Annotated in this window: 18 protein-coding genes and 1 pseudogene; 8 read left to right on the plus strand and 11 right to left on the minus strand. The window is 42.3% G+C overall.

Features of this window, described 5'->3' with window-relative positions:
• Positions 1-19 precede the first annotated feature (19 nt).
• Positions 20-1,255 (plus strand): nitrate/nitrite transporter, encoded by a 1,236-nt coding sequence (locus AC1DPK_RS31360; protein WP_441886671.1) that lies wholly within the window; start codon positions 20-22, stop codon positions 1,253-1,255.
• 185 nt (positions 1,256-1,440) lie between these two features.
• Here AC1DPK_RS31360 and AC1DPK_RS31365 read toward each other — a convergent pair whose 3' ends face one another.
• Together AC1DPK_RS31365 and AC1DPK_RS31370 are read right to left on the minus strand one after the other, a co-directional pair.
• The gene (locus AC1DPK_RS31365; protein ID WP_441886674.1) at positions 1,441-2,481 is read right to left on the minus strand and encodes an anthranilate phosphoribosyltransferase; all 1,041 of its coding nucleotides are present in this window, start codon (positions 2,479-2,481) and stop codon (positions 1,441-1,443) included.
• 12 nt (positions 2,482-2,493) lie between these two features.
• Positions 2,494-3,108 (minus strand): ANTAR domain-containing response regulator, encoded by a 615-nt coding sequence (locus tag AC1DPK_RS31370; RefSeq protein ID WP_441886677.1) that lies wholly within the window; start codon positions 3,106-3,108, stop codon positions 2,494-2,496.
• A 317-nt stretch (positions 3,109-3,425) separates the two neighbouring features.
• Between AC1DPK_RS31370 and nirB the strand changes: the two genes are divergently transcribed.
• The 4 genes from nirB to cobA are packed head-to-tail and all read left to right on the plus strand — an operon-like array spanning position 3,426 to position 7,845.
• On the plus strand, positions 3,426-5,867 hold the full coding sequence (gene nirB, locus AC1DPK_RS31375) for a nitrite reductase large subunit NirB (protein WP_477512693.1): 2,442 nt from the start codon (positions 3,426-3,428) through the stop codon (positions 5,865-5,867).
• A 13-nt stretch (positions 5,868-5,880) separates the two neighbouring features.
• Positions 5,881-6,195, plus strand: a complete 315-nt coding sequence (gene nirD, locus AC1DPK_RS31380) for a nitrite reductase small subunit NirD (protein WP_477512694.1) — start codon at positions 5,881-5,883, stop codon at positions 6,193-6,195.
• 13 nt (positions 6,196-6,208) lie between these two features.
• Positions 6,209-7,072, plus strand: a complete 864-nt coding sequence (locus AC1DPK_RS31385) for a formate/nitrite transporter family protein (RefSeq protein ID WP_477512695.1) — start codon at positions 6,209-6,211, stop codon at positions 7,070-7,072.
• Positions 7,069-7,845, plus strand: coding sequence for a uroporphyrinogen-III C-methyltransferase (cobA, locus tag AC1DPK_RS31390; protein ID WP_441886689.1), 777 nt, complete (start codon positions 7,069-7,071; stop codon positions 7,843-7,845). Before AC1DPK_RS31385 ends, cobA begins: the two co-directional genes overlap by 4 nt.
• Positions 7,846-8,864: 1,019 nt before the next feature.
• Here cobA and AC1DPK_RS31395 read toward each other — a convergent pair.
• From AC1DPK_RS31395 to AC1DPK_RS31415, 5 genes are read right to left on the minus strand one after another with little or no spacing between them, the layout of a single operon-like run.
• Positions 8,865-10,295, minus strand: coding sequence for a PQQ-dependent sugar dehydrogenase (locus AC1DPK_RS31395; RefSeq protein ID WP_441886692.1), 1,431 nt, complete (start codon positions 10,293-10,295; stop codon positions 8,865-8,867).
• Between the two features lie 38 nt (positions 10,296-10,333).
• Entirely contained in the window at positions 10,334-10,909 is a 576-nt protein-coding gene (locus tag AC1DPK_RS31400) for a hypothetical protein (protein WP_441886695.1), read from the minus strand.
• Between the two features lie 16 nt (positions 10,910-10,925).
• Complete coding sequence (locus tag AC1DPK_RS31405; RefSeq protein WP_441886698.1) at positions 10,926-11,684, minus strand: energy-coupling factor transporter transmembrane component T family protein; 759 nt, start codon at positions 11,682-11,684, stop codon at positions 10,926-10,928.
• 10 nt (positions 11,685-11,694) lie between these two features.
• Positions 11,695-12,546 (minus strand): ATP-binding cassette domain-containing protein, encoded by an 852-nt coding sequence (locus AC1DPK_RS31410; protein ID WP_441886701.1) that lies wholly within the window; start codon positions 12,544-12,546, stop codon positions 11,695-11,697.
• The gene (locus AC1DPK_RS31415) at positions 12,522-13,370 is read right to left on the minus strand and encodes an ATP-binding cassette domain-containing protein (protein ID WP_441886704.1); all 849 of its coding nucleotides are present in this window, start codon (positions 13,368-13,370) and stop codon (positions 12,522-12,524) included. Before AC1DPK_RS31415 ends, AC1DPK_RS31410 begins: the two co-directional genes overlap by 25 nt.
• Positions 13,371-14,589: 1,219 nt before the next feature.
• Between AC1DPK_RS31415 and AC1DPK_RS31420 the strand changes: the two genes are divergently transcribed.
• Complete coding sequence (locus AC1DPK_RS31420) at positions 14,590-14,811, plus strand: DDE-type integrase/transposase/recombinase (RefSeq protein ID WP_441886722.1); 222 nt, start codon at positions 14,590-14,592, stop codon at positions 14,809-14,811.
• 282 nt (positions 14,812-15,093) lie between these two features.
• On the opposite strand, the gene AC1DPK_RS31425 is transcribed toward AC1DPK_RS31420, so the two are convergent.
• Positions 15,094-15,564 carry a DinB family protein gene (locus AC1DPK_RS31425; protein WP_339204137.1) on the minus strand — a complete coding sequence of 157 codons (471 nt, stop codon included), beginning with the start codon at positions 15,562-15,564 and terminating at the stop codon, positions 15,094-15,096.
• Between the two features lie 123 nt (positions 15,565-15,687).
• Here AC1DPK_RS31425 and AC1DPK_RS31430 point away from each other — a divergent pair, with 123 nt between their 5' ends.
• Both AC1DPK_RS31430 and AC1DPK_RS31435 read left to right on the plus strand, forming a co-directional pair.
• The gene (locus AC1DPK_RS31430) at positions 15,688-15,834 is read left to right on the plus strand and encodes a WGxxGxxG family protein (RefSeq protein ID WP_441886728.1); all 147 of its coding nucleotides are present in this window, start codon (positions 15,688-15,690) and stop codon (positions 15,832-15,834) included.
• A 144-nt stretch (positions 15,835-15,978) separates the two neighbouring features.
• Complete coding sequence (locus AC1DPK_RS31435) at positions 15,979-17,349, plus strand: SpoVR family protein (protein ID WP_441886707.1); 1,371 nt, start codon at positions 15,979-15,981, stop codon at positions 17,347-17,349.
• Between the two features lie 329 nt (positions 17,350-17,678).
• Here AC1DPK_RS31435 and AC1DPK_RS31440 read toward each other — a convergent pair whose 3' ends face one another.
• From AC1DPK_RS31440 to AC1DPK_RS31450, 3 genes and pseudogenes are all read right to left on the minus strand, one after another.
• The gene (locus AC1DPK_RS31440) at positions 17,679-18,560 is read right to left on the minus strand and encodes a GNAT family N-acetyltransferase (RefSeq protein WP_441886710.1); all 882 of its coding nucleotides are present in this window, start codon (positions 18,558-18,560) and stop codon (positions 17,679-17,681) included.
• Between the two features lie 244 nt (positions 18,561-18,804).
• The gene (locus tag AC1DPK_RS31445; RefSeq protein ID WP_441886713.1) at positions 18,805-19,032 is read right to left on the minus strand and encodes a DUF7660 family protein; all 228 of its coding nucleotides are present in this window, start codon (positions 19,030-19,032) and stop codon (positions 18,805-18,807) included.
• A 117-nt stretch (positions 19,033-19,149) separates the two neighbouring features.
• Positions 19,150-19,339 (minus strand): annotated as a pseudogene (locus AC1DPK_RS31450) (hypothetical protein); the annotation flags it as partial.

Raw genomic sequence — 19,339 nt, forward strand, 5'->3', positions numbered from 1 at the left:
AGAAAAGGGAGAGATTGGAATGGAGAGAAAAGGATTTTGGCATAGCGGGCACAAACCTACCTTATTCAGTGCTTTTTTGTATTTTGACATGAGTTTTATGATTTGGGTGCTTATTGGTCCTCTCAGCGTTATTATTGCGGCCGATTATCCGATGGATCCTGTTCAAAAAGCAAACCTCGTAGCTCTTCCTATATTAGGAGGTTCAATTTTAAGATTAGTGTTAGGTTTCATGACCGATTATATCGGGCCCAAACGAACGGCTCAGTTCGGAATGCTCTTTACTCTTATTCCATTAATAATGGGCTGGCAATTCGTACATTCCTTGGATCAGCTCTATATCGTAGCTCTACTGCTCGGTGTTGCTGGCGCCTCATTTGCTGCAGCCTTACCGCTTGCCAGCCAGTGGTACTCCAAGGAGCATCAAGGACTTGCAATGGGTATCGCCGGGGCAGGAAATAGCGGTACTGTAATTTCTACTTTGTTTGCTAACCGCTTGGCGCAACATTACGGCAGCTGGGAAATGGTTTTTGGACTTGCTATCATCCCGATCATTATCGTCTTTATTATCTTCACGATCTTTGCCAAAAATAGTCCGAACCGTCCTGCGCCTAAAAAGCTTTCACAATATGCGCAGGTTTTAAAACAAGGCGATGCATGGGTGTTCTGCGCTTTCTATTGCGTAACCTTTGGCGGATTCGTCGGACTCTCCAACTATTTGACCATCTTCTTCAATACACAATATGGGTTATCCCCAGTCAGAGCCGCTGACTTCACAACCTTTTGTGTCATTGCAGGAAGCTTCTTTAGACCTGTTGGCGGATATCTTTCAGACCGGATCGGAGGAGCGCGCATGTTGACGATTCTTTACAGCGGCGCAGGCTTAATGCTTGCAGCAGTAGCAGCCATGCCCCCACTGCCTGTCGTCATTACCTTGCTTTTCATCGGAATGATGTGTCTCGGTGCAGGAAATGGCTCTGTATTCCAGCTTGTACCGCAGCGCTTCGGCAGTGAACTAGGCCTCATGACAGGCATTATTGGGGCTGCTGGCGGATTAGGCGGGTATGCGCTCCCTCTAATTCTCGGAAAGCTTTATCAATCTACCGGCTCATACACTTCCGGCTTCTTGATCCTCAGCTCTGTGACGCTGGCATCCCTTATTTTGTTAACGGTCATGCAAATGAAATGGAAACATAAATGGATGGCTAAAGGCGGCAAAGCCCGTCTAGACGTTGATGCTTCTCAAGTTAACGTTTAATATACAATTAATCAATTAAATAAACCAAATACCCTTAAACTAAGCTGTTTGCTTAATCCAAGGGTATTTTTTTGTCGTTCTAGAGCTTTTTATGTGCAGCCGTATCGGGGTTTGAAGCAGCTTCGCCATCGCCTTAATCCGGTGATCGTTACGCACTCGGCGCGTTCTCTAAATCTGCCTGATCCTCATAAAATGTTAATAGCGCCACCGAGCATCGCGCCTTGCCATTTGCGATAAAGCTCCCATGGAGCGCATGAGTCAAGCAAATGTTGACATGTATAAATACCTTCCTCAATAGAGTCTACCTTGCCTACGAACTGCAGTCGTACCGCTCCATTTAAAAGCACCTGATTGACGAAGGCAATATGTCCTTCCCCTTGCAGGACGGCTTCCGTCATATGAATTTGCTCGGCTGGAGTCCAATCTGTATCAGGGATAGGAGTCTCTAAGCCATACGTGCCGGGATCGATAATTTGAAGCCGAGATTCACCATCTTCTACGGTAAATGTACGAGTCGGACGTTCGATGAACAGATCTTCAGATCCTTCCACTCCTTGAACGATGAGTGCTTTTCTATATCGTAAATTCGTGGCCAATTGGGTCATTCTTGCTAACACTGTATTATGATAAACGCCGAATACCAAATAAGGCGAATGGGTATAATCGATTAGCTTCTCAGCAGTATTGAGCACAGTTCGCATGCCAAGCTCTAATCGAATCGAACGCAATTGCTTTAGTGGTGGGCACCATTGCTCAGCAGGTACATAAAGAACACCCGTATCCTTTGCTGCTTTTAAAATCTGCTCACGTGGAATACACTCTGTATTTATCCCTAATTCAAGGATTATTTCATGCAGCGTAATCCCCCATTTCGGAGGTAACGGCGCTGTTCCATGTAGAGTGACTGGAAGCCCAGCCGCCGCAAGCAGAAATGCTGTTGCAAACGTAGTAAAGAACGATTTCTTCCGCCCGTCATAAGGCCCTGCACAATCTAGTCCTTGTTGTAATGGGCTTCGGTATGCATGCTTGCGACAGACTGTCACGAATGCCTCTAGCTCCTCGACGCTTTCCATCTTCATTCGTTCAGCTATAAAAAAGGCTCCGATTTGCGCCGGGGTTGCTTTCAACTCCAAAATGGAATTTGCGGCTTCGAGCGCTTCCTCATAATTGAGATCTCTGGCACCCCGTTTTCCTCTGGCAACTTCCTTTAATAGATTTGCAATCATCGCATGCCCCCCTTATTTTGAATCCTGTAGTATTTGATAAACCTTAACAATAGACGTTGCCACATCGACCATTCGCTTCCGTTCATTCATCGCTTGCTTGCGCAGTACGTCGTACGCTTCCGCCTCGGAAATGTTTTTGATTTTGCATAAAATCCCCTTTGCCATATCAATCCATTTACGTTCTTCGAGCCTACTCTCCAGCTGTTTACGTTCGTTCTGCCATTGCTGTCTCTCGAAGCATTGTTTAGAAGCGAAATGAAGCGCCCAGTGCAGCTCTTGCTCGCTCATCGTAGCTGTCAGGAGACCATCAATCGATACATCATCTTCGCAGAAGGCTGTAGATAAAGAAGCTATTGGGGTGCTGCACCACCAGAGTAAGGGTAATGCCCTCTGCTTTAGAAGAACCTCACTCCAAGCTTTGGTCTCATTTAATGGCAAGTGCAAAATAATTGCTTCTGCGCTGCTTAATTGTTGAATTGCCTTTTTTGCGTCATTTGTGCTTATGACATGGTAACCGTAGTCTGTAAGCCTATATTTCGGCGTCTGATCTTTGGGAATTTGTTCCTTTCGAGAAACTGCTTCTACTCCCGCTGCTAGTGGACGTTCTACTACTAACAAAGAACGCATATAGAAGCGCTCCCTCCTATTCGACTTAAAGGTATCAACACAAATCAATATCATTGTTACTATATATAACACGAAAACCTCTTTTTTGTCGATAACCAGAAATTTAAGAAGTGTATGTTATATATATTGACATATAATGCTGTGTCATTGTATATTTACGCTATCAGTAACCAAACATTCTCGAATACAATGGTGTATTCGTCTGAAGCGGCAAAGAAGCCTGCTTTCGTATTCTAGGGAGACGCATGTTCTTCCATGAATGTGAGGCAGGCTTTTGTTATTTTCACTCATACAGCGACTGAGAGGAGAGGAAGACTATGGTTTCTTCCAAAAAAAAATTAGTACTTATCGGCAACGGCATGGCGGGGGTTAGAACAATTGAGCATCTTCTCAAGCTTTCCCCAGAGAATTACGACATTACGATTTTCGGTTCCGAGCCTCATCCCAACTACAACCGCATCATGTTATCCTCGGTCCTAGCAGGAGGAGCAGATATGAAGGAAATCATTATTAATGGCTGGGAATGGTACAAAGAAAATAACATTACGCTGCATACGGGGCACAAGGTTACAAACATTGATTCAGAGCGCAAAAAGATTACCTCTCATTTAGGCATAGAAGTGGATTACGATGAGCTCATTATCGCAACTGGCTCCAATCCGTTTATGCTACCGCTACCTGGTGCTGACAAGGAAGGTGTTATCGCATTCCGCGACATTAATGATTGTGAAATGATGATCGATGCATCCAAAAATTATAGGAAAGCAGTCGTGATCGGCGGCGGATTGCTTGGGCTTGAAGCCGCTCGAGGACTTCTTCATTTAGGAATGGAAGTAAACGTCGTTCATATTCATCCCTACTTAATGGAACGACAATTGGATGAAGCAGCATCTAAAATGCTGCAACGTGAGCTAGAAGCACAAGGCATGAAGTTTCTTTTGCAGAAAAATACTGCTTCAATTAAGGGTAAACGACGTGCTTCCGGGCTAACCTTTACCGATGGCACAGAGGTTGATGGAGATTTGGTGGTTATGGCAGTAGGCATCAGGCCAAACATCGAGCTGGCTAGAGCCAGCGGGATTGATGTTAATCGCGGCATCATAGTCAATGATTTTATGCAAACCAATATTCCTGGTATTTACGCTGTTGGGGAATGCGCAGAGCATCGCGGCATTACCTATGGCTTGGTAGCTCCGCTTTACGAGCAAGGGGCTGTAATAGCCAAGCATTTGGCAAACATCGAAACGACAGGCTATTCGGGATCAGTCACATCCACCAAGCTCAAGGTATCAGGCGTTGATGTGTTCTCAGCAGGACGTTTCAGTGATGCTCCTGGTACACGCGCGCTAAAAATTCAAGACGATTTGGCAGGTACGTATAAGAAAATTATCATTCAAGACGGAATGCTGATCGGAACAGTACTCTTCGGTGACATATCGGATGGCGCGGAATTGTTTGCTTCTATTAAGAAGAGAGAATCTGTCGCAGGACGCGAGAAGGAGCTGTTGCTCGGTATATCGTCTGACCTGCTAGGTCAGTCCTCGGGTAATAACAGGCTTGAAGCCATGGCAGATGATGAAATCATCTGTGGCTGTAACGGTGTTGCAAAAGGGACGATAGCCGAAGCAATTACAACAAAAGGCTGCAATACCATAGGCGCCATTAAAGCCTGTACGAAAGCTTCCGCTTCTTGCGGCGGTTGTAAGCCTTTAGTTGAAGGACTCCTTAGCCTATACGGTGGCGATGCAATTGGCGAACCGGTAAAAGAGGGTATATGTGGCTGTACAACGCTGAGCCGTGACGAAATTGTTTCAGAAATAACTCGGATGCGTCTGATGAGTACCAAGGAAGTTATGAATGTGCTTGAATGGCATAATCCGGAAGGCTGCACGAAGTGCCGTCCAGCACTAAACTATTACCTAGGCATGTTATATCCCGAAGAATATGTTGATGAGAAGGAATCACGATTCACAAATGAACGCTACCATGCGAACATTCAGAAGGATGGCACATATTCGGTCGTACCGCGTATTTACGGCGGTGTAACATCACCAGCTGACCTTAAGAAAATTGCCGAGGTCGCTGAGAAGTTTGAAGTTCCATTAGTTAAATTCACCGGTGGACAAAGGCTCGATCTACTTGGTGTCAAAAAAGAGGATCTCCCGAAAATATGGGAAGAGCTAGATATGCCATCCGGTCACGCTTACGGCAAGACGCTGCGTACCGTGAAGACCTGCGTCGGATCAACCTTTTGCCGATTTGGCACACAAGATGCTATGAGTATGGGCATACAGTTGGAGAAAGCGTTTGAGCGTTTGACGGCGCCTGCCAAAGTGAAGCTTGCGGTATCCGGCTGTCCCCGCAACTGTGCAGAGGCTACAATCAAGGACGTCGGTATTGTGGCAATCGAAGGAGGCTGGGAAATTCATATCGCTGGTAACGGCGGCGTAAAGGTAAGAGCTACTGACCTTCTCTGCATTGTAAAAACCGAGGATGAGGTTATGGAATGGTCATCTGCATTTTTACAATATTACCGTGAAAACGCGACATGGAATGAGCGTACCGCACAATGGGTGGAACGTATAGGCCTTACTCCGATTAAGAAAGCGCTCGAGAACCGTGAAGATCGACTCGCCCTTGTGGGCCGCATAGAGAAAACTCTCAGCTTAACGACTGACCCTTGGAAACAAATCGTCGAGAATGAAGACTTACGTAAAAATTTCGAGCAGTTGCCTGGCGCACAGCCGGTACAAATATAGGAGGGGTATACCTATGACAACGAAGCTATTGGCAGCTAACCTTTCTGATATTGATATGAAAGGCTCACGCAGAATTAAAATAAAAGATATCGATATTGCGATGTTCCGCCTATCAGACGGAAGTGTACTCGCCGTAGAAAACAGCTGCCCTCATAAAGGCGGTTTGCTATCTGAGGGTATGGTATGTGGTTCAACCATCCATTGTCCGCTTCATGATTGGAAGATTGATCTAAGGAGCGGCAGTGTGCTAGAGCCGGATAACGGTTGCATTAGAACCTTTGAAACAGAAATCGACCACATAAGCGGCTCTATTTATATAAAGATATAAGGTGGAGTGGTGTATGTCGTATGTAAAGCCTACCGAAGTACTGGATGCTATGATTGATGCCGGAACAACAAAGGCAAACCTAAGCGCCTTACAAATGGTCGTTCGCGGTTTTCTCGCGGGAGCGATTCTTTCCTTTGCAACAACACTTGCCTTCACGGCTGTTACCCAGACCACTGTCGGACTCACTGGTGCAATTATTTTCCCAGTCGGCTTTGTCATTATCGTTTTATTAGGTCTTGAGCTCGTAACTGGCACGTTTGCACTCATTCCATTATCGATCCTTGAACGTAAAACAACGATCTCCCGCATGATAGCTAATTATGGTTGGGTTATCTTAGGCCATTTAATCGGTTGTGGATTATACGCTATCCTCTATGGGATGACTATAACGAAGATGGACACTGATATCAGCAACCCGTTAGCACAAATGCTTATTCAGCTTAGCGAGACAAAAACTCTTGGCTACCAGAAGATGGGCTTTGACGGTATCATTCTTGTAACCATTAAGGCTGTGCTATGCAATTGGATGGTGACACTTGGCGTAGTCATGGCGATGACATCTAAATCTACTGGAGGAAAAATACTTGCAATGTGGCTGCCTATATTAACCTTTTTTGCACAAGGCTTCGAGCATGCGGTCGTCAATATGTTTGTGATCCCAGCAGGCATGATGCTTGGTGCTGACGTATCGATGGCAGACTGGTGGCTTTGGAATCAAATTCCGGTATTGGTCGGCAACTTTATAGGCGGTGCTGTGTTTACTGGTATTCTTCTATATCTTTCTCATCGAAAAAAAAGCTCTGCTGCAGTAACGAAGCGTCATACGGAATCATCAGAAATAGAGGTTGCGGCCGCTTCGGAAAGAAGCATCAAATGAAGAAAACTACAAATGGAATCGTCTATATTGTCGGAGCAGGCCCTGGTGATCCCGAGCTTATTACTGTCAAAGCAACGCGCCGTATACAGATAGCCGATATTATATTGTACGATCGGCTTGTAAATGAAAAATTACTTGAATACGCACATCCTGATGCAGAACTAATCTTTTGCGGCAAATCGCCTGGCATTCATGCGATGCCACAGCATCTCATTAACGAGAAACTAATCGAATACGCATTGGAAGGTAAAAGGGTCGTCCGCCTAAAAGGCGGAGATCCGTTTGTTTTCGGACGAGGCGGTGAAGAAGCGTTGGAGCTTGCAGTAAGGGGAATTCATTACGAGATCATTCCAGGAATTACATCTGCTATCGGCGCTGCCGCTGCTGCTGGTATACCGGTCACCCATCGCGATTATGCAGCTTCCTTCGCTTGTGTGACCGGCAGTCGATGCCACGGCGACAAATCACCAATCCGCTGGGATTTACTTGCTCATAGCGTCGATACACTTGCCATTTATATGGGCGTAAGCCAGTTGCCATTCATTAGAGAAGAATTGCTGAAACATGGAAAATCAGCTAAAACCCCGGTGGCAATTATCGAACGAGGCACGCTCGCTAACCAGCGTACAATTATTGGAACACTCGCGGATATTCATACAATCGCTTTATCTATGAAATTGATTAACCCAGCTCTAATTATTATCGGTGAGGTCGTCCATGTCAGGGAACGCCTTCTTTACGCAGAGCAACAGGCGGTTGCTTTCATTGGATAAGTAATCATTAAGCTTAATAACAGTTTTTGCGACTACACTCTACAAAAAGAGGCAAATATCGCAGATTATAACATAGGACCAACCTAATGCCTTAAGATGATTATTACAATTAATGGTTTTTTCACACTATGCTACACTTGTCAGTGGGTCTTTTTAGGAGCATCCTATTATTGTGTTGTACAAAAGTAATTAGCTTCTCAATTCACAAAATGTGATGTCATTCGGAATAAAAAATTATGGAGTAAATCACTGGCCAGAACATAATATCTTGAAATCATTTGTATAGTTTTGATAATCCCCTTGACACCCAAAATAGCCTAATGTCATCATGAGGGAAAGAGTGAACTTGTCTCCAACGTCTTATCCTAACCGTTCGTATTATGAGATCAACCAGTTCTTTCTGGTTGATCCATTTTTCATTTGCATAGAGGATTAATTGCGTATGTGAACAAGTTCCTAAACTGGATTTTCGTATTATTAGTGAAGGAAGAGAGCTTTGATGCAATTCTCAAAAGCATGTCGCCTTATGATCGAATGTAGCCTACGTCTTTTCTATCAATCTATATTCTTGTTAGATCCTCTTGTGTATAGGATTTTACTGTATTCATAAATTCATTCCGATAGGGTTCTGAAAAGTTGAGTTCCTCTTTGAGCGTTGTAAAAGTACGAGCTTCATAAGGGGATTCATAAGCGGTTAGACATTCTTCATTCAACAAAGCAAGATGGTAATAATGTTCACTATCCAGGACATGGCGGATCATCTCTTTTATGTTCATTGCTTATGAATCCGGTCTCCAGTTCAAAAACTCATGCGGAATGCTTCCCCAAATAATCATGCTTCTGCGTCGAATCTCATTTAAATTCTGAATTATGGCTTCTATAGCGTTCATAGCTGCTGAATAGGTTTTGAGAAATCACAAAAAGAAATGGCAAGTCACCTTTAAATTATGAAGTTGGTAATACGGAACCTGATCAGAAAACTGTAAATTTCGTTAATCTTTCTTGAATCTACGCACCCATTAGCCATATGGAACAATTTCAAAAACAGTACCTTGATTAAAATCAGCCACTTTCATAGATCCAAATACTCCTAAATATAGTTTGGTTTGATTCAGATTCGTTCCCAAACTAACATAATAAGCAGATTGAGATCCAAAATTATAATCGGTTTCAATAACACTAAAATCATTTTGCTTACAATCTGTTCTTACCCTTGTAAAAGCTAAAACCCCTCTAATCGGAGGCCCAGATTGTTCTTTCCTTGCTAGATCGGTAAACAGGACGCTTCCCATTAACTCGGGGATTTCATTTCCCATATATGGCTGGACTCCAGTAAGAGCAGTTCCTCCAAACTTATCGGGTCTAGTATCTTTATGAAAATAACTGATTAAAGGTTGAAGACGCCTCGCTGAAGTTTCTACCGTTTCATTGTAATAAGCAATTGTTTTCTCTTCCAAAGTCTGATTTTCAGGGCAGCCCTTTATAAACGAAGTAGGAAAAGCACCTTCCCACCCTCGCCAGCCAAAGTTAATCAAACCTTCTTGGTCAGGTTCTGAATTCATTAAAAAAGAATGAGTAAGCTGAGTAACCGGTATTGGTTTGTAATGAACGAATGAAAATATTGACTCCACCAAATCCTGTCCGACATTTCCTACATATTTGATATACTGACTATAATGTTTTTGAAATGAAATGCCTGGTATATTGCGAACCCCTTTGGCAATTACCGTAAGCGTTTCCTGAATTGATACGGGAAGTTCATTAAAACGTGTGACTACTGGCGAATTATAGATAAATGTATTCTTGACTATATCAATTTCAATTATTTTTCCGAAAATTTCCATTATGTCCTGACTTAAATTAAATGGGTCATATCCTGATCCGCCATCCCCTGTTGTAAAAACAAGCTTTCCTGTTTCAGGTGAAAAATTCAAGCTATTGACACCATTATGATTTAAAAATGGTCTTCTTAAGTTAAGTAATGTCCGTCGTTTTTGGGATTGACCATTCGACTGTAAAATCCATTCTTCTACTGTATCAATATGATCATATTGCGCTTCTCTATTTATCCACTTTAAGTTTAAGGTACTGGGATCACACGGGGTAGGCTTAAAAGATTCAGGAGCACCTGGAAGAGCACCTGGACCTTGCGTTCCAGCTACTGAATAATGAAGATAAAACAGACCGTTATAATAAAATTCGGGATGAAATGCTAGCCCTAGTAATCCCCGCTCATCATATCCACCACTAGATCCACCTAGCTTTATGATTCGCGAGCGAATATCTAAAAAAGTCCTTATATCTCCGTTTCCTACGCAAAAGATCTCTCCTACCTGGGTTGCAATAAATAATCTTTCAATAGAGTCACCTGGGAGTATAGTTGTTTTCAAAACGGTGGGCATATTTAGCCTACTAACAATGGGCCGTAAACTAACCTTTACTTTAGCCAAATCACTCTACTCCCCTTCTAGTTGTTTCCTTTTATCCCTTACACGGATTTTCTTAGTTTCGCTATTAACCGGAGGCTGATTTCCGTCCACATTCCGCTATAAAGCAGACTAAAAAGAAATACATATACGGTTATGTCAATTCGAAAGCTCGTGGCGACCGACGGTCCTAGCAAAGGAAAGCGGAAGGCATATAACACAAGTGTAATTCCAGCCCATAATGCACTTGCAGAAATAAAGATAACCTGAATACGATTTTTGGAGAGAGCAATGAAGATGCCGAGTGCCATCCCAAGCAATCCCGTTGTAAAAGGAAAGACGATTAACTCGCTTGGTTGAATGAGGAACAATAACAAGTTGCTCAATGCATAGGCAGTAAGTCCCGAGCGAAATGAAATGAGGGTCGCGAAAACAATCGGGGCGGTAGAAAGTGGGCTGATCAAGTATCCCACTCCTGGTAAAAAACCTCCCGCAGATTGGAATAATGCGGTTAGGGCACTTAAAAAGGCTATGGTCACTATTAATTTGGTTTGATTTGCGCCAACACTGACTAATGGTGACCCGTACTCTATTTGCGGCAGCGGTTGAGTCCAATATTTTATAAATGGTCCATGCATTATTCAAAGGCCCTCCTTATTTTGGCCATTCGGAGTATAGAGGAACAAACGCAAGCAGAAGGGCCAGGAGCAGCACGATAAAATCGTGCTTGCCTAACTTCAATTGATAAAAAGCGGTTCGGTCGCATCCGGGGTAATAACAGCGGGACTCCATAGCCTCCGACAACCGTTCGGCTCGTCTGAAGATTATGAAAAGTAAGGGGGTCAAAAGTAAAAGCATATCTTTGCCCCTAGCCAGTAAATTCCATCTACCGGGTTGCGGTCCGCGGGCATTCTGTGCTTGCATGATTCGCATAAGATCCTCCAAGAGAAGCGGAAGATAGATAACAGCTATGGTGAACATAAACACAAACGATTCTGTCTTAACTCCCAGGCGTCGCAAAGGAGACAATAACTTTTGCAGCCCCTCCATTTGTTTTTCCGGCGGCGTAGTAGATAACATCAGCGTCATCAACAGAAAAAAAGAAAGCATCTTCAACGTCAGCAGCGCGGCTGCTTCTATTCCATGTAACCGGAATTGAAAGTAATTCAATATCAACAGGACGATGACAAGCCCTTGAATATTTTTCCATACTGTAAGAAGGTGAAGCTTGGAAAGCAAAAACAACAATAAGGCGATAAACGTATGGATCAAGCTCGTTGTTAAAGAATGGGAAGATGCAAGATTTATTGAATAACTAACAACAAACCCGTATTTAGAACGGGGATCAAGCCTGTGCAGTAAGGAATTGCCGGGTACATATTGGAGGGCGGATAAAGGGCCTAAGCTGTTCATTGTCCACCACCTATGTACACATGAGTCGGTCGGTTATGAAGGTGAGAAGCTTGTTTTCTTGAATAAGTTCCGGATCGATTTTCCCTCGGAAAAAGGATTCAAGCTCCTCTTTTAAACGTAGTAACGGTATTGAAGATAAAGGAATATCGGGGTCCTCAAGAGCACGCCGAATTTCGGTTATTTTCAAATCATAGATCAATTGTCCGTGATTTAAAATGACCAGACGGTCTGCATGTTCTAAAGCATCCTGAAGATTATGTGTAATGAAGATTATGGTCATAAGGCGTGTTCGTTGAAGTAAGGTCAGCAAAGCTAGAAACTTCACACGGGTCAATGGATCCAGTCCTACCGTCGGCTCATCTAATATAAGGATCTTTGGCTCTAGGATCAAGGCCCCTGCCAATACAACACGTTTCTTTTCTCCGCCGCTAAGCTGAAAAGGGAAGCGATCCTTATATAGTTCAAAGCTTAAGCCCACATTTTCCATCGCTTCTTTCACTTTTACCGTTATTTCTTGATCATTATAGTTCATCCTGCGAAGCCCATAGCGAATATCCCGAAATACCGTTTCTTCAATTAACTGATGGTCCGGGTATTGGGATACGTAAGTGACTTTGTTCAAGAAATCGGAACGGCTATTTCTGTTGTTCGTCGGGATATGATCCACATTTACGGTTCCCGTATCCGGATGTATTAAACCAGCAGCCAGTTGCCCCAAAGTGGATTTGCCTGACCCGGAAGGTCCCATGACTGCGACAAATTGTCCATCCGGTAAAGAAAAGGTTATATCGTTCACCGCTTTATGCGCCATAGGTGATTTTTTGGCATGCGCATAGCTTACTTTGCTGAAATTGATTCCCATATGGATTTGGCCAATTCCTTTTCTGATCCACAGTATACGGGCAGATCCATACCTTTACTGCGAAGCGCTTTATTGAAACGAACCAGAAACGGCGGAAGTGTCTGAGCCTCTTCGAGAATAAAGGATTGCTTCATTAAAGTGAGGACGTCTCCATCAAAAGTAAGACGTCCATGATTTAGTACCAGGACGCGATCCGCCCTCAAGATGTCTTCCGGATCATGCGTTACCTGGATGATGGTGAATCCCATTCGATGAAGGTCGGACATAACGTCATGCAATTTACCGGCATTTTGCGGATCTAACATGGATGCAGCTTCATCGAAAATGATAACTTGTGGATGCATGACGAGTATGCCTGCGATCGTAACCAATTGCTTTTGCCCGCCGGACAAGGTCCGAACGGACCGGTTCCGCAGCTCTACCAATTGCAGCAATCTCAGTATCCGATCTACTCTTGAAATCATCTCATCTCGCGTGAATCTTAAGTTTTGCAAACCAAACGCGATATCCTCTTCGACAGTACTGCCGACCATCTGTTCTTCAGGGTTTTGGAAAACAACTCCAACCAGCTGACGGATCTTTTGAACATTACCCGGACCGATATTTTCACCGAAAACAAGCACCTTTCCCAGACTTGGTTTCAATAAGCCATTCATTAACTTGACCAAGGTCGATTTTCCCGAACCGTTTCCTCCCACGATGGATACCCATTCACCCGGATTAATGCTGAATTTGAAATCCTTTACTATCCAGTTGCCGTGATCCAAATAGCGGAACGAAACGTCGTCAAATACGACGGATGGCGATTTGGCGGAATCGTTCATCCCGTTACCCCATTCCCGTCTCGTTACCTTCCCCCGCTTTTATAGTGAAAGCGTCGGGCCAGTAACCCTATTTATCGTTTTACAACTCGCCAAGCTATCAATTGGTTTGAAATTCCAGATTGTTTATTCATTTTTCATCATATGAACAAATGGTTGTACCTTATGTTAAACTGTGTGAATCAAACTATAACTTTTCTGCCTACGAGTGTGTGAGTAAAACGGTGAATTTTATTGAAGTTCAATTGACGATTACTTAGAAGTAGATACATATAACGGATGAGCAATTGTAGTTCCGAAAATGAGTATGTCAGGAATTGGGTATCTCGCGTATATCACTGATCCAAGTGGTATGGAAAAAGATAAAAAATTGGGCTCAAAAGGGTCCCCTTGAATTTTGCTTTATTAATGATAATGTGAATCTGGATGGATCGCCCGATTCCTAGAATCGCTTGAGGATGAAGGATATGAAAGAGATGACAATTCAATGTAAGCTAACTGGAGATACATCGTCACGAAATGGCGAATTGGGTTTTCAGCCTTGCAGCATTTTGCTCAAGTCCATATAAAACGCGTACCACCAATGACCGTCCGGATCAGCAAAACCGCAGCAGTACATCCAGTCACCCAGTAACCATAGATGATATTCTTTACCTGGTTATAGTAGCTCCTAAAAAGATACTAAATTTACTTGGAATCAACGTCTTGAATAAAAAGTTGATTTCTATGATAATTTTGCTACTTAACAAAATCTTCAGAATGTGCCACATAATTCTCCTTAACTTTCGACTTTATTATGGACCTTGAAGTAAAAAATCCTGTGCCACTGTGCTCGATAAGATATAATTAAGGGCATAGAACACTTAAAATGCGAAAAAAAGCAGCAGCTTACTAGGATGATAGATTCGTCCTAATCTGCCGCTGCTTCCCCATACTTCTTTTAAAGACTTACGTCAGTTTATGTTATCAAACCCGTACACGGGAAAGATTCAGAACCTGAGTATATGGGTCTAAAAAAGGATTCAATTCAACAAGTAATCGTTATGTTGATTCATTAAATTTAACCCTTTCAATTAGGGCAGTAGGTGAAGGCCAGGGGGGATACAACACTCCCCGCTATACGTCCTTGTGACGCAATAGCTAGTGTAAATGAACCGGGACTTATCCCGAAGTGGATTCTATGCATACTTGAAGCGACTGAACACAGATAAGAATAAGCAGGATCGCTTACCAAACCAGTCATCACAATGACAAGCAACTTGTTCTACAGACGTTCTCTAAGGTCTTTGAGAAGGAAAATGACGTGACTGGGCTGATCTTTCACAGCGATCAGAGCCAGTACACATCCTACGGTTACCATGACATACTACCAAAGGTTGGCGCCCAAATCAGCATGTCCAAGCGGGGCAATTTTTACGACAATGCCTCAAGGGAGAGCTTCTAGTCGCATTTGAAGACAGTAGCGCTCTACCCTTATGATATACGATCAGTAGAAGAACAAAGCTGAATTGAAGAATATATACACTTTTACAACAATAAGCGTCGGCAAAGAAAACTAAACAATTTGGCTCCGATTCTGTCCACTATATGGAATCTTGACCAGCATCATCGGTTTTCCATATGTGTTTTTCCGATGTAGGCACTTCACTTACTGTGAAGGTTCTTTAGCATGCCTAATTTTAGTATACTGCCTTCGCCAAATAAATTTAAGAGAAAAATGTAAACTTCAATCCCATACCTTTGGCCGTTTTAATCCGGCTACTCTTAAATAATCTAAAAGTTGGCCTGAATGGACTGCTTCATGGTATGCAATTCTTAAAAGCATGTCGCCTAATGATCGAATGTAGCCTACGTCTTTTCTATCAATCTGGATTCTTGTTAAATCCTCTTGTGTATAGGATTTTACTGTATTCATAAATTCATTCCGATAGGTTTCTGAAAAGATGAGTTCCTCTTTGAGCGTTGTAAAAGTACGAGCCTCATAAGGGGATTCATAAGCGGTTAGACTTCCTTCATTCAACAAGGCAAGATGGTAATAATGTTCACTATCCAGGACATGGCGAATCATCTCTTTTATGCTCATTGCTTCTGAATCAGGCCTCCAGTCCAAAAACTCATGCGGAATACTTCCCCAAATAATCATGCTTCTGCGTCGAATCTCATTTAAATTCTGAATTATGGCTTCTATAGCGTTCATAGCTGCTTCCTTTCGACTTCAATTTATTGTACATTATATCAGAACTTACGTTCGTAATACAGCTAAAAAATAGATATTACAAGTAACCAGGATAAATAAGAGTTATCGCCCCCTCGCCTCCATATCCACCATGGAAAACTCCGATCTCATGAAGTCGTTTTTTTTGATTATAATCGTGGTTCAAATTGGGGTTGGCTTGGTCTTTTAGGTCTTCTTGGACTAGCAGGTATGAGAAGCCGAGCAACTGATCGTGACCGTGATCGAGCATAAATACTTTCCCCCTTTGTTAGTCAAAGGGGTTTTCTTTTTATTTTACATTCGAGGTTTAGCAAGATATGGGCTTAGTTTTGTTGTAATTTACGAATGAATTAGACTTGACATTCATTAACGGAACAGGTCGTTAGCGATTGTGTTTTGGGTTTAGGCATTTGCGGTAGAATTAGCAATACCCATCTCTATCGGTCTCAAAAACTTATCACATTTTCTTCATATTTATTGTTATTTGATAAAACTTTCCATAAAATGAAACTCCAATATGACTTCGGCTTAAGTAAGATTTACGAGCTTGTAATTAACTCCAACCCCTGCTACGCATTTCTACTTGAAGGAAATTCTTTAATCCAGAATAAACTCATCGTTGCCCATGTGCTCGCTCACTGTGACTTTTTCAAAAACAATGCTCGCTTTAGTGTTACCAATCGCAATATGGTTGAGAGCATGTCTGCTACAGCGGATCGCATTCATCAATATGAAATGGATCATGGAACAGAAGCAGTCGAAAAGTTTATCGATGCAATACTCGCCATTCAAGAGCATGTCGATCCGACGCTAATAAAGCCCTATCAATTAGATAAGAAACGTTATATCGAAATGGTGCAAAAGGACAGTGAGCGCTCGGAGTGGAATATCCCTTCCTCCTCTTATGATGACTTGTGGAATCTAGACCCGGATCGAACAGCTGCCGCCGCATCAGCCGCTCAATCACAGGCCGCTGACGCCAAACGTTTTCCGCCACGGCCAGAAAAAGATCTCGTATGGTTCATTGAGGAGTACTCCCCTACTCTGGAGGATTGGCAGCGCGACATTCTATCTATGCTTCGCGATGAGATGCTCTATTTCTGGCCGCAAATCGAGACCAAGATTATGAACGAAGGCTGGGCCTCCTACTGGCATCAGCGAATTATTCGCGAGCTTGATTTGACTAGCGATGAAACGATTGAGTTCGCTAAGCTAAACTCCTCTGTCGTGCAGCCATCCCGGCATACCTTGAATCCCTATTATTTAGGTTTAAAAATATTCGAGGATATCGAGCGTCGATTCGATAACCCAACGAAGGAAGAACAAGCACGCTTCGGACGCGTCCCTGGCAAGGGCAGGGAAAAAATGTTCGAGGTACGCGAGCTCGATTCCGATATTTCATTCATCCGCAACTACCTGACGAAGGATCTGGTTAATGATCTTGATCTATACATTTTCGAGAAAAAAGGTCCTGAATGGAAAATTACCGATAAGTCGTGGGAGAAAATTCGCGATCAGCTTGTTTATTCAAAAGTGAACGGTGGGTTTCCTAGCTTGATGGTCAAGGATGGAGATTTTAATCGTGTGGGTGAGCTTTATTTAATCCACGAGTATGAGGGTATGGAATTGGATCTGAAGTATGTGGAGCGTACACTGCCTCATGTCGTTCAGCTTTGGGGCAAAAATGTGCACCTGGAGACATTTGTTGAAGATAAAAAGATCGTGTTCAGCTGTGATGGGAAGAAGACGAGTCGGAAGTTTGTTTAATTTACACGGATATTGTTTCTCAACTCAGCATTAAAGAGCTATCATGCATAGTGTTGAGACAAAAAACCCGATCTTCTCGATCGGGTTTTCTATTTTTTGGACAGAGGGGGCGAAGGGAATGGATACCTCTTATATACAGAATATTTCCTCCATCATATGCAAGTACAAAAATAAGCTATAGTTACCCGTTAGTTGAGAAAAGGCAACTGATCGCCCGACTACCTTTCCATCTGATATTCAAGCTATAAAACATGGTCGGGTGACACAAATCTATTTAAGCTAAACTAAAAATAAAATGTATGAACAACCTTAAATTCAAGATTGGAATATTAGATGCTATGCCAATAGAAAGTATAATGTGAATGCTGATGAAAGCCTAAGGACTTATAAAAAGAATTATCAGAAATAACGTATGCTTTCTTAGCACCTAAGGAACAGCTTCTTTTTAAGGCTTCTAAAACCACCGCTTTACCAAGTCCTTTATGCCGGTACTCTGGAATCGTACATACAGGTTCAACATAAGCATAATCAGTTTTCTGACTATACCATAAGCCGCAGTATGCAATATATTCCCCGTCTTCATTTTCTGCAACAATATGTAGAAATGAATTCAAATTCGTTGCTGACAGCATTTTTTTTTGCTTATGAATAGTTATTTCATCAACAGGCACATGTCCTTCATGGTCAAATGCCTTCCATAGTAATTTCTGATGCTTATATAGATCATTTTTTATATTGAGATTTTTCACTGTTATGCCTTTAGGAGTTATGTAATCAAGGCTAACATTCTCAAGTTCAAGTTCAAGTACATTTTCAGATTGATCATTCTTCACAAATTTCCTTCTACGTAATAAGTCTAGAGTATGAGTATCCGTATCATTCGCCGCAATCCCAAGGCCATCTTCATTACTAAAAGTAGCAATGGCATATTCTAATATTTCTTTTTCTAATTCTACAAACCCTTGCTTTGTTGCAACGAAGGCCTCGCCGAAATAATGGTCATAGATTGCTATACCTACTAACTCATCATTACAATACCACAAGCCAATCTTATCCATTAAGTCACTATTAAAGTCAGGATGAAAAAACATCCATTCCCACCTTGCCCAATTCCAATTTATATGTTTACGGTCATCCTTTGATAATTCAATCAGAAATTCACAAACTTTATCATAATAAGAATTATCGAAATTTCTAAAAACAATTTTCATTTCAATCCCCCATTAAATATTTTTATGTCACAAAAAAATGCTAGTGTATTTCAAAAACTTTAAATAGATTTACTTCTGTATGACACGCAACTTCAACTTACCACATAAAAGTACTATTACTTAAGGTAAATGACAAGTATAACTAACCTGCCCGTTATCTTAATGAAGAGCTACTACATGGCAGCCCTTTCGATGTTCAACTATCGTTTCCAATTAGTTTAAAATTGGAGCTACTATATAATAGTCACTCATAGGATCTTCCGGCAGAGAGGATAATTGCGAAAGTACTCCAATCTGGTTCAAGACTAGCCCCTGTATCCTCAAGCCAAGCCTTCATCCCCTCTAAAAATGATTCCAAATTCGGGTTTTCCCACTCATTTTTATTAGTATCCAAATCACTCTTTAAGGAAGCTACAAAGTGAAGAATATCCTCTTTTGTTTTTACCTCATAAAGCTCATTGTTCTGTATCACCTCAGGAAAGATACTTAGCTAAACTATTTTGTTATTTAATTTTAGCACATATTGGAACTATACTGCCCGTTAGCGCAACGAAGCTGCCAATCCAGATTGAGGTCGAAGTCATTGCAGTTAAACGGACATTTTATGAGCCAACACAATGGCATTAACCGCTGATACAGTATCCTTGGCTACCAGCTGTTCTTCCAGCTTAAAATGAAGTTGTAAGGTAGAGACTGGTGGATTTTTAGTAGAAATCATGAGCCCAACCTCATGAGATGAAAGCACTTTCGCTTGAATGATTTGCAGCCAGGGGATAAGA

The sequence above is a fragment of the Paenibacillus sp. 01T424 genome, assembly GCF_056398745.1.